The following is a 9791-nucleotide window of genomic DNA, read 5'->3' on the forward strand; positions in this document are numbered from 1 at the left end:
GTCCTGCGCCGCGCTGGCTTCAGCCGTAGCGCACCGCCTCCACGTAGGCCCCGCTCGCCTCCACCCGCACCGAACTGCGGTGGCCGGTCTCGGCGTGGTGCAGGCGCGCCAGCGCATCGGCGAAATCAAAGGCCTTTGCGCTGTCGTTGAAACGGAACGACTCCAGCTTGTCCGGATGCAGCACCCGCCACAGGCGGTGTTCCAGTTGCAGGCGGATCAACATGCGGTGCTCTCTCCATGAGGCGGCATATCGGGCGAGGCCGGCGCCCGCCATCGCGACGGACGCTGCCCCTGTCATTGGTGAAGCCGGGACTTCCCGCTCCGGACAATACCCAATCAAAAGTGTGATCTGTATCAGATTTTTCTGATTTAGCGCATCACTTGAACCAGACGGATCAATTGACTTGGAATTGGCCGCGGCAGCCGCCGTCCACCCAGACGCCCGTCCGGTCCCAGCCCCAAGTGCGCCCCTCGATGCAGGCAGTGCGCGAGGTCTGGCGCACCAGTCGCGCGTCCCGACGGACGTTGGCAACACAGCGCTGACGGCGATGATCGTTGGAATCGCAGGTCAGGATCTGGCCGCGACCGCCGCCATTGTTGCCCCAGCCGCCGCCACCGCCGCCATTCCAATGACCACCGCGGCCGCCTTCGGCGATGAACTCGGCCCGGCAGCCCTGGGTCACCCAGACGCCGCCACGGGCCTGGCCCCAGGTCTGGCCCTCCACGCAGGGCGTCCCCGAAATCTGCCGCACCAGGCGTGCGCGTCCCTCCAGCGGACACTGCTGGGTGCGGCCCTTGTTCGACTCGCAGCGCAYCGGCCCGCTGTTGTACCCGTCATCGCGATAGCGGTCGTACTGCTGCGCGTGCGCGGTGGCGCCCAACAGCAGCATAGAGGGCAGCAGCGCCCACAGCCATTTGTGCTTTCCGTGCCCCATTGCCTTGCTCCTCATGCCTGCCTCATAACCGTGTGTGGTGGTGGCGCACAGGATGTGGCAAAGCGCCCACGCGCGACATAGGCCGAAAGTCGCTGATTTCATGCCCTATTTAGGTAACCGACGCTTACCTGACTGGGGGTGCCTGGGCTAGGTCACATCCGATTTGCGCCGCCACCGGGCCAGAGCTAGCGCGCGACGGTCTCTACATCGCTGCGCATTTCCGCCAGCATCTCCGCGACCGAGCCCGCCACCAACATTCGCTGCGCCGTCGCCGCGCTCTCTGCCGCGCGCGCGAACATCCCCTGTTCGTGGACCTGCACTGCCGCACGCCAGTCAGGGGTGCACAGTGCGTCGGCCAGGTCGGCCGCATCGCGCAACGCCAGGTTGGCGCCCTCCCCTGCCGGGGGCATCACGTGCGCCGCATCGCCAATCAGGGTCACCGCGCTGCGGTGGTCCCAACGGTGCCCGACCGGCAGCATGTGGATCGGCCACGGCCGCACTGCGGCGTCGGCCTCGGCGATCAGACGGCGCAGGTCCGGGTGCCAGTCCGCGAAATGCGCAAGCAGGCTCTCCCGCGTTTCCCGGGGTGCGGGTGCACCGTCGGCGAGTACCTGCGGCAGCGAGGCATACACGCGCACCCGGGCGTCGGCGTTGCGCTGGGCGAACAGCGTCCGCGCACCGCCCTTGGCGACCAGCGTGCCCCGTCCTACCAGCGCCGCCAGCTGCGGATGGTCCACCTCCACGTTGTGCAGCGACAGCTCGTACAGACTGATGCCGGCGTGCCGGGGCCGCACGTCGGTGAGCAGCGGGCGCAGCCTGGACCAGGCACCGTCGGCGCCCACGGCCAGATCGAAACGCTCGATCACCGCGTTGCCGAACTCCAGCACGACCTCCTTCCCGTCGACCACCGCCTCGCGCAGTGCGTGGCCCCAGCGCACGCAATCGGCCGGCAATGCGCCCAGCAGCAGGTCGCGCAGGTGGCCGCGGTCAATCTCCGGACGGTCGCCCTCCAGACCGTCGTCGTCCAGCAGCAGCCGGCCCTGCGCGTCGAACATGCGCAGGCCCTGGTCCTCATAGCGCGCCAGCTGTTGGAAGCGCTCGAACAGCCCGGCGCTGCGCAGCGCCGCCTGCCCGGTCGCCGCGTGGAGATCAAGCATGCCGCCCTGCCCACGGGTATCGGGCCCGGCATCGGCTTCAAACAACTGGAACGGGATGCCGGCCTGGCGCAACCGGCAGCCCAGCAGCAGCCCGGCAGGACCGGCGCCGACGACCGCGATGCGGGGAAGAAGGGACACTGAAGGTCTCCGGGGCTTTAACATAGGCTCCTATGATTATCATCATAGGCCCCTATGTCAAATACCCGGAGTGAACGCATGGACCGACCCGACCCGAGGAACGTGCCGTCCTTCCTGATCAAGCGGGTGGCGCGCGAGCTGACCCGGATGGCCGAAACCGAGCTGCGCCCGCTTGGCCTGGGCATGGCCAGCCTGCCGGTGCTCGAAGCCCTCCGCCAGGGCAAGGCGGCCACCCAGTCCGAGCTGGCGCGGCTGCTACGCGTCGAACAGCCCTCGATGGCGCAGACCCTGGCACGGCTGGAGCGTGATCAGCTGATCCTCCGCTCCCCGGACCCACACCGCCCGCGCGCGCAGCGCATCGAACTCACCCCGCTTGCGCTGCAGCGATTGCCGCAGGCGCGCGAAATCCTCAACGAAGGCAATACCCGGATGCTGGCCGGCTTCAGCGTGGACGAAACCATGCTGCTGGCCACGTTCCTGCAGCGGCTCAGTGCCAACCTGGATCGCGACGCGTAACGCGCAAGCGCGTCATCCGCCGTAGCGGACCGCGTCAAGGAAGTTCTCCAACGCCTCCACGCGCACCGCACTGACCACGCCGGTTTCGGCGTGGTGCTCACGCGCCAGCGCGTCGGCAAAATCGAACGCCGTCGCGCCGCTCGCAAATGCGATCGGGTCCGGACGGGTCGGGTGAATCACCTGCCAGTGGTGGTCCTGGCACTGCACCTTGATCAACATGCTGATGGCTCCTGCTACGGCATCGGGCGTTCCATCCCTTGATCAGCACCATACGTCCGGCAGCAACGCCGGGATATCGGATTCGTCTGAAATCAGGACGCCTCTGACCGGCTGAAGCGGCGTCCCCTGATGGCGGTCAGCCGCCCGTGCCGAGGAACGCGAACGGTGCCGACGGCTGGAACTGCCCCAGCGCATCACCGGAGAACACGAATCGCATGAATGTAGAACCGGGCACGCGCGAAACGATCGGCGGAGCGGTTGGTGCCAGGCAGCATCACCGTGCCGCCGATCTGCTGCCAGTACGCATCGAGCGCCAGTTGCTGCGCGAACACCGGCGAGTTGGTCATCACCTGGTAGGCGCGATCGTGGTGGATCACCTGCCGGCCATCGACGTACTCGACGATCGCACTGTCGCCGCTGGCATCGGACAAGGACAGATGCAACGTCGCCAGCCGCGACTCGCCCGGCAGTTTGTCGGTCACCAGCGAATACGGCTCGCGCTGCAGTGCCGCCACCGCCTCGGCAACGGTGGCGAAATTGTCGAGCATGTACTGCGCCCACAACGAGATGGCCAGGCCTGGCTTGCGGCCGCGCTGCGCGGGGTATTCCGACTCGGCCAGCCATAGCAGATTGGCCGACAGACCGGCCTCGTTGAGCCCATCGGTGGTGGAAATGTCGTAGCCGCTGGCGACCACACTGCCGTACTTCGCCGTCCAGCGGATCGACTGCGGGCCGGCCTGCCCGGTGCGCGCGATGCCGCGCGGCAGCACCCACAGGTTGGTGGCGATATCGCTCTTCCAGTCCATCGAGCGCGCCGTGATCACATCCTGGTTGTCGCCCAGGTAGACCACCCGCGTGCACGCGTCCACCGGGGGCGCGGCGCAGACCAACGCGAGGGCAAGCAGGGAAATGCGCATACATGCGAATGACGTCATGGTCGTCTCCTGACAGGTCAATGGGCCGCCACGCCGGTCCCTTCCCACTCCGGCCGATGGCCCGGATCACACCGGAGCGGCGGTGATGGAGGGGTGAATCACTCCCTCGGATCGCCTCCTCACCCAACCTTGCCAGCGCCGGGCTACGCTGCGCGCACGCCCGGGAGTGCCGCCATGAAACCACTGTTCATTGCCTGCCTTGTCCTGATCCTGTCCGCCTGCAGCAGCCCCGCCCCGGTCCGCACCGCGATGCCCGGCGCCGATCGCGACCCGCATGGCTGCATCGGCTCGGCCGGGTACCGCTGGTGTGCGCGCACCCAACAGTGCGAACGGCCGTGGGAGCTGGCCAAGGCGCAGCAGCTGGACAACAGCGCCGTCGCCTTCGATGCCTACTGCGAAGCAGCGCCCGCCCGCTGACGCTGCACCGGCAGGTCGCGCCGGCTCAGCCCGTCGCTGCGCCCTCGCGATCCACCGGCAGCGCCACCACGAAGCGGGCGCCGCCGCCCGGCGCGCTTTCTGCTGCAATGCTGCCGCCGTGACGCAACATGATTTCGCGCGCCAGATACAGCCCCAGCCCGCTGCCACTGCCACTGGGTCGCAGGCGGTGGAACGGCTCGAAGATCGCCTGACGCTCCTGTTCGGGCACCCCGGAGCCTTCGTCGGTCACCGCGAGCACGCCATCGGGCTGCAGCGTCATCGCAATCATGCCCTGGTCGCCGCCGTGGGCGATCGCGTTCTGCAGCAGGCTGGCCACGACCCGGTGCAGGGCGTGGGGATCGCCCTGCACCCAGACCGGCGTGTCGGGCGCGTCAACCGAGAACGCATAGCCGGCGTCGACCACCAGCGGCGCCACGTCGGCGGCGACCTCACGGGTGAGCGCGGCCAGGTCGATGCGCTGGGACTGGCTGCGGTGGTGATCCAGCCGCTGCAGGTCCAGCAACTGCTCGGCGATGTTGCCGAGCCGGCTCAGGTCGCGCTGCAGGCGCGAGCGCGCCGGACCGATCGGCAGATCGTCGATGCGCGTGGCCAGGATCGCGATCGGCATGCGTAGCTCATGCGCCGCACCGACCAGGAAACGATCCTGCGCGTCGTAGCTTTCACCGATGCGCCGTACCGCGGCATTGAACGCATCCACCAGCGGGAAGATTTCCGCCGGCACCGCGTGCGTATCCAGGCCACCGCCACGCTCGTTGATCTGGATCGCCGCCGCCTGCGCGGCTACCCGGTTGACCCCGCGCAGCGAGCGGTGGATCGCCCACGGCGCCACCACCAGCGTGATCACGATCAGCGGCACGGTGATCCAGCCGCCGAGGTAACCGATCACCACCAGCATCTGCCGCCACAACCCGCGGTGCGGCATGCCGCCGATCATCACGTGCACGCGTCCTTCCGGCGTGTCGTTGACCCAGATCCGCATCGCCAGTTCGGCCGCGCGCGTGCGCGTGCGGATGTCGGTGGGCTCCAGGTATTGCAGCTGCGCCACCAGCGGGCGAAAGACCTCCGGCACGGTGCCGTGGGTGAGCTGGCGGCCATCCTCATCGGTGGCGGCGAACCAGAACGTGGCAGGACGATCCTGCGCGGCACGGTCCAATGCCGCCCAGTCCACGTGCAATGCATCGCCGCGGATATGGACCGACTTGGCGATCGATTCGCTCATCTTCCAGTCGATGTAGCCGGCACCACTGTCGCCATACATCAGCACCATGCCCATCAGGCCGACGGCCACCATGGTGATCTGGATCAGGATGATCTTCCAGGCAAGGCTGAAGGACAACGACCCGGGCTTGAGGAATTTCATGCGATGTCCTTCAACAGGTAGCCGATACCGCGCATGACGTGAATTTCCACCTGCGCCTCCGCCTCGGCCAGTGCCTTGCGCAGCTTGGACACGTGCGCGTCCAGCGCATTGGACTGGATCGCGTCATCGAAGCCGTACACCGCTTCAAGCAACGCCGCACGCGCGACCGTGCGGCCCTGGCGTACCGCCAGCGCCTCGAGCACCAGCAACTGCCGGCGCGGCAACGCCAGCAGCACGCCATTGACCGTCGCCTCGCGCGCGACAAAATCGAAGTGCATCCGCCCCAGCGCCAGCACCGGCAACGCAATCTGCGAAGGTCGCCGCGAGATCGCGCGGATCCGCGCCAGCAGTTCTTCCACCGCGAAGGGTTTGGTCAGGTAGTCGTCGGCGCCCACGTCCAGCCCGACCACCCGGTCGGCCACCGAATCGCGCGCGGTAAGCATGATCACCGGCAGGTTGGGCACCAGGCTGCGCGCCACGCGCACGAAGCTGGCGCCATCGCCGTCCGGAAGCTGCCGGTCCAGCAGCAGGATCTGGTGCACGCCGGCTTTGAGCGCTTCGCCAGCCTGGGCCATGCTGGCCACCACGTCCACCACCATCCCATGCCGACCCAGGCTGGCCTGGATGGCACTGGCCAGTTCCGGATCGTCTTCGAGCAGCAGGATGCGCATGGGCGTAAGGACAGGGGCGACGGCTGCCGATGGTACCGCGCGGCCCGACGCAACGTTCCGACAATGTAGCGCGGGCACCATGTCCCCTTGGTATTCCCAGTGTGGCAGGTACATGCACGTGCGTTGCAAGGAAGATTCCCCCCGGGCAGGCTGCTGCCCCACCGTCGCCAATGAAGGCGCCCAGCGGGCCATCGGTCCCTATCTGGTTGCCGTCGCCCTGGCCACCGTCGCCTGGCTGGCCACCGGCAGCGCCCTGGCCCAGGCGCCTGGGGCAAAGCCGCGCAGCAGCCTCGGCGTGGCCGTGGTGGCGCTCAAATCGCCCTACACCGGCTACAAGACCGACACCGTCGGTGCGCCGGTGATCAGCTACGAAGGCCGCCGATTCCATTTCCGTGGAGGCAGCTTCGGCTACACGCTGTTCGACAACGACAGCACGGAACTGTCGGTGCTGGCCGCGCCGTACATGATGCGCTTCAAACACAACGACAGCGACGACGTGCGCCTGCGCCAGCTGTCCAATCGCGGCTTCTCGGCGATGGCCGGCGTAGCGGTGCGGCACACCGCGCCGTGGGGCCTGGTGCAGGCCAACGTGCAGGCCGAAGTGAGTGGTCATGGCGGTGGCGTTTCCGCCGACGCCAAGTACGCCTATCCATTGCCCACCGGCCGCGTCACGCTGGTGCCCGGGGTCGGTGTGAACTACGCCGGCAGCGCCCTCAACGATTATTACTTCGGCGTCAGCGAAGCCGAAGCGCGGCGCAGCGGCCTGGCCCGCTATCGTGCCGGCAGCGGCGTATCGCCCTACATGGACCTGACCGCCGTGATGCCGCTCGGTGCGCACTGGACCGCGACCGCATCGGTACGCCGCTCCATCCTGTCCACTGCCGTCGAAGACAGCCCGATGACCAGCGGCAAGCACATGGACTCGGCCGCTCTTTCACTCAGCTACGGGTTCTGAGCATGCGCCAGGGAATCGTTCGTCGTGTCGCCGAACTTGCCTTGCGCATCGAGCCCGATCGCAGCGCCGTGCTCGAGTGGATCCTGCACACCCCGCTGCCGGCATTGGGTGGACAGACCACCTTCGAGCTGGCCTGCAACGGGGAAGGCGAGCGCGTGATCGCGCTGTTGAATGACGTTCTGCGGCAGCCGACCGATGCCATTGCGCAGCTGCCGCAGGCCCCACTGCAGGCGATGCACTGAGCTGCCTACCGCCCGCCCCTGGCCTTGSCAAACGGAGCCCCCCCATGAGCCGCCCTTTCCCCATGATGAGCACGCCCGACGCCGACGATGTCCCCGTGCTGGCGCAGGCACTGGTCGATTTCGATCATGCTGTGCAGACACTGATCGCGGCCGATCCCATCACGCATGGGCGCTTTTCGCGCGCCTACGTCACCGCGGTCTTCCGTGCCTGCCTGACCCCGGAGGGCCCCGGCCCCGGCGCGCCACGCGGCCGCCCCGACCCGGAGATCGCCCAAGCGCTCAAGCAGTGGATACAAGGCCGCCTGCTGCTGCACCCCGGTGAAGCCAGGGACCACCGGCTCACTGCCGCACGACGGGCCGCGCACGGCTTCTGGCTGCAGTCGCTGGCCGACCCGATCGACGTCGACGGCCGTCCGCGCGCCAACCGCCTGCTCGATGGCCTGCTGGCGCTGACCCACCCCGAGGCCTGAGCCGCACCCGGCGATCTCCTCACGGGTTCTTGTCGCACACTCTCCGAAGCTGCGCCGCTCACCGGAGATTGCACCATGCGTTTGCCTGCCGCCCTTGCCCTGCTATTGCTCGCCTCGCCTGCCTTTGCCCAGGACGACACTGCCGAACCACCGGCGTTCGACCGTCCCGGCATCGGCTTTGCACCATCCACGCTGCCGCGTGGCAGCGTCGCCGTGGAGTGGGGCCTGCCCAGCCTGGAGCGTGACCGCGACGACGACGGCACCCGTTCCACCCAATACAGCAGCGACCTCAACCTGCGCATCGGCCTGGCCGAGCACGTGGAGCTGCAGGTGTTCAGCACGCCCTGGAACCACCTGCAATTGAAGCCGCGCGGTGCGCCGTCCAGCAGCGCCAACGGCGCCGGCGACAGCGGCCTCGCCTTGAAGGTCGCGCTGCCCCTGCCCTCGGACAAACATGCACTCGCGTTGCTGGCCAGCAGCAGCTTTGCCACCGGCACCMGCGACTTCAGCGAAGGTGGCACCCAGTACGCGCTTGGCGCCAGTTACGAATACAGCTTCAACGACCGCTGGAGTGGCGCGCTGTATGCCAATGCCACCCGCGGTGCGGGCGAGGACAGCTTTACCTGGTCGCCGAGCTTGAGCGTGGCGCTGACCGACGATGTCAGCAGCTATATCGAAGCCGGCTTCACCCATACCAACGGCGAACCCTCTACCGCGATCGCCGGCGCCGGCGTGACCTGGATGGTGGCCCGCAACGTGCAGCTGGACGCCTCCTTCGACCTGGGCCTGGACGACGACAGCCCCGACGTGCAGGCCGGGCTGGGCGTGTCGTTCTTCTTCCGCTGAAAAGCAAAAGGCCTGCGCATCGCTGCGCAGGCCTTGGTGTTCCACCACTGCGATGTTGCTGCGGTCAGGTGACCTTCTTGGCGATGGTCATGCCCAGCAGGAACAACACCACCGCGATGATGATGCCGGCCCAGAACAGGAATTTGGCGATGCCGATGGACGCACCGGCGAGGCCGCCGAAGCCCAGTGCACCGGCAATGAGGCCGATGATGGCGAAGATGATGGCCCACTTGATCATGTTGATCCTTACCCGCAACCGGGATGACTGACAGACCTTCAACATAGTCGCGCGGCTGTCCCGCGCTCGTGAACGGTTCGCGCGAACCGCGTGAAGTCAGGCGGCGGTGACTCCGTTGGCGGCGTCGATGATCGACCGCTCCATCGGCTGGTAGACCAGCCCGGCCGACTCGGCCACCTCGCCCATGCTCCGGAATCCGTTGCGTGCATAAAAACCCACCGACGGCACCGAGGCGCTCACCGTCAGCAGCCCGGCGTGCGCCTGTTCGACCAGTGCCGCCAACAACGCCTCACCGATGCCCTGTCGTTGGCAGCCGGGGTCGACGAACAGCATCGCCACATGGCGACGTTGCTTCAGCTCAGCCACGCCTTTGATCCGCCCCGCATCCTCGTAGACGAGCTGCAGGTTGTCCTGCGCCCTGCGCTGTGCGAAGCCATCGGGCGCTGCAATCAGGCGGAAGGTGTCTACGCCGAACGATGACAGCGACGGCGCCACCGCCGCCAGGAACGCGCGCATGCAGATCGCGCTGGCCGCCTTCTGGTCGCTCTCGAGCATTGTCCTGATCATCCTGTCTCCTGACGCATCTACGCACGGAGCATCACTCTAAGCCACGCGCGCACGACAGTCGCCAAACCCGGTGAAATCTGCTGAGTTTGCCCGCCGCACCGCGC

At 67.6% G+C, this 9791-nt stretch carries 14 protein-coding genes and 1 pseudogene; 6 read left to right on the plus strand and 9 right to left on the minus strand.

The features are described from left to right. Positions 1 to 19: 19 nt before the first annotated feature. The 3 genes from AC1DQP_RS14180 to AC1DQP_RS14190 form a co-directional block, all read right to left on the minus strand. On the minus strand, positions 20 to 223 hold the full coding sequence (locus tag AC1DQP_RS14180) for a hypothetical protein (RefSeq protein ID WP_256774678.1): 204 nt from the start codon (positions 221 to 223) through the stop codon (positions 20 to 22). Positions 224 to 395: 172 nt separating this feature from the next. Beyond that, complete coding sequence (locus tag AC1DQP_RS14185; protein WP_478051839.1) at positions 396 to 935, minus strand: DUF3011 domain-containing protein; 540 nt, start codon at positions 933 to 935, stop codon at positions 396 to 398. 185 nt (positions 936 to 1120) lie between these two features. Beyond that, positions 1121 to 2230, minus strand: coding sequence for an FAD-dependent oxidoreductase (locus AC1DQP_RS14190; RefSeq protein ID WP_478051840.1), 1110 nt, complete (start codon positions 2228 to 2230; stop codon positions 1121 to 1123). A gap of 78 nt (positions 2231 to 2308) precedes the next feature. Between AC1DQP_RS14190 and AC1DQP_RS14195 the strand changes: the two genes are divergently transcribed. Beyond that, complete coding sequence (locus AC1DQP_RS14195) at positions 2309 to 2746, plus strand: MarR family winged helix-turn-helix transcriptional regulator (protein ID WP_457321585.1); 438 nt, start codon at positions 2309 to 2311, stop codon at positions 2744 to 2746. 12 nt (positions 2747 to 2758) lie between these two features. Here AC1DQP_RS14195 and AC1DQP_RS14200 read toward each other — a convergent pair whose 3' ends face one another. Then, positions 2759 to 2965 (minus strand): hypothetical protein, encoded by a 207-nt coding sequence (locus tag AC1DQP_RS14200; RefSeq protein ID WP_256774674.1) that lies wholly within the window; start codon positions 2963 to 2965, stop codon positions 2759 to 2761. A gap of 209 nt (positions 2966 to 3174) precedes the next feature. Beyond that, a pseudogene (locus AC1DQP_RS14205) lies at positions 3175 to 3900 on the minus strand (linear amide C-N hydrolase); the annotation flags it as partial. A gap of 174 nt (positions 3901 to 4074) precedes the next feature. Here AC1DQP_RS14205 and AC1DQP_RS14210 point away from each other — a divergent pair. Then, positions 4075 to 4317, plus strand: coding sequence for a peptidase (locus tag AC1DQP_RS14210; RefSeq protein ID WP_256774672.1), 243 nt, complete (start codon positions 4075 to 4077; stop codon positions 4315 to 4317). A gap of 25 nt (positions 4318 to 4342) precedes the next feature. Here the strand turns inward: AC1DQP_RS14210 and AC1DQP_RS14215 are convergent, their stop codons facing one another. Continuing rightward, on the minus strand, positions 4343 to 5698 hold the full coding sequence (locus tag AC1DQP_RS14215) for a sensor histidine kinase (RefSeq protein ID WP_478051841.1): 1356 nt from the start codon (positions 5696 to 5698) through the stop codon (positions 4343 to 4345). Continuing rightward, complete coding sequence (locus AC1DQP_RS14220; protein ID WP_457320922.1) at positions 5695 to 6369, minus strand: response regulator transcription factor; 675 nt, start codon at positions 6367 to 6369, stop codon at positions 5695 to 5697. The genes AC1DQP_RS14215 and AC1DQP_RS14220 overlap by 4 nt, the downstream gene beginning before the upstream one ends. Before the next feature lie 112 nt (positions 6370 to 6481). Here AC1DQP_RS14220 and AC1DQP_RS14225 point away from each other — a divergent pair, with 112 nt between their 5' ends. The 4 genes from AC1DQP_RS14225 to AC1DQP_RS14240 all read left to right on the plus strand — a co-directional run bounded on the left by AC1DQP_RS14225 (position 6482) and on the right by AC1DQP_RS14240 (position 8882). Beyond that, positions 6482 to 7324, plus strand: coding sequence for a MipA/OmpV family protein (locus AC1DQP_RS14225; protein ID WP_256774669.1), 843 nt, complete (start codon positions 6482 to 6484; stop codon positions 7322 to 7324). 2 nt (positions 7325 to 7326) lie between these two features. Next, on the plus strand, positions 7327 to 7566 hold the full coding sequence (locus tag AC1DQP_RS14230; RefSeq protein WP_457320926.1) for a hypothetical protein: 240 nt from the start codon (positions 7327 to 7329) through the stop codon (positions 7564 to 7566). A gap of 44 nt (positions 7567 to 7610) precedes the next feature. After that, positions 7611 to 8036, plus strand: coding sequence for a hypothetical protein (locus tag AC1DQP_RS14235; RefSeq protein ID WP_457320928.1), 426 nt, complete (start codon positions 7611 to 7613; stop codon positions 8034 to 8036). Positions 8037 to 8111: 75 nt separating this feature from the next. Beyond that, positions 8112 to 8882, plus strand: a complete 771-nt coding sequence (locus AC1DQP_RS14240) for a transporter (RefSeq protein ID WP_478051842.1) — start codon at positions 8112 to 8114, stop codon at positions 8880 to 8882. A 64-nt stretch (positions 8883 to 8946) separates the two neighbouring features. Here the strand turns inward: AC1DQP_RS14240 and AC1DQP_RS14245 are convergent, their stop codons facing one another. Continuing rightward, a complete protein-coding gene (locus AC1DQP_RS14245) occupies positions 8947 to 9120 on the minus strand; it encodes a DUF1328 domain-containing protein (protein WP_256774665.1) in 174 nt (57 codons plus the stop codon). 96 nt (positions 9121 to 9216) lie between these two features. Beyond that, positions 9217 to 9687, minus strand: a complete 471-nt coding sequence (locus AC1DQP_RS14250) for a GNAT family N-acetyltransferase (protein WP_457321081.1) — start codon at positions 9685 to 9687, stop codon at positions 9217 to 9219. Between the last annotated feature and the right edge of the window lie 104 nt (positions 9688 to 9791).

The organism is Stenotrophomonas sp. P5_A8 (genome assembly GCF_056400545.1).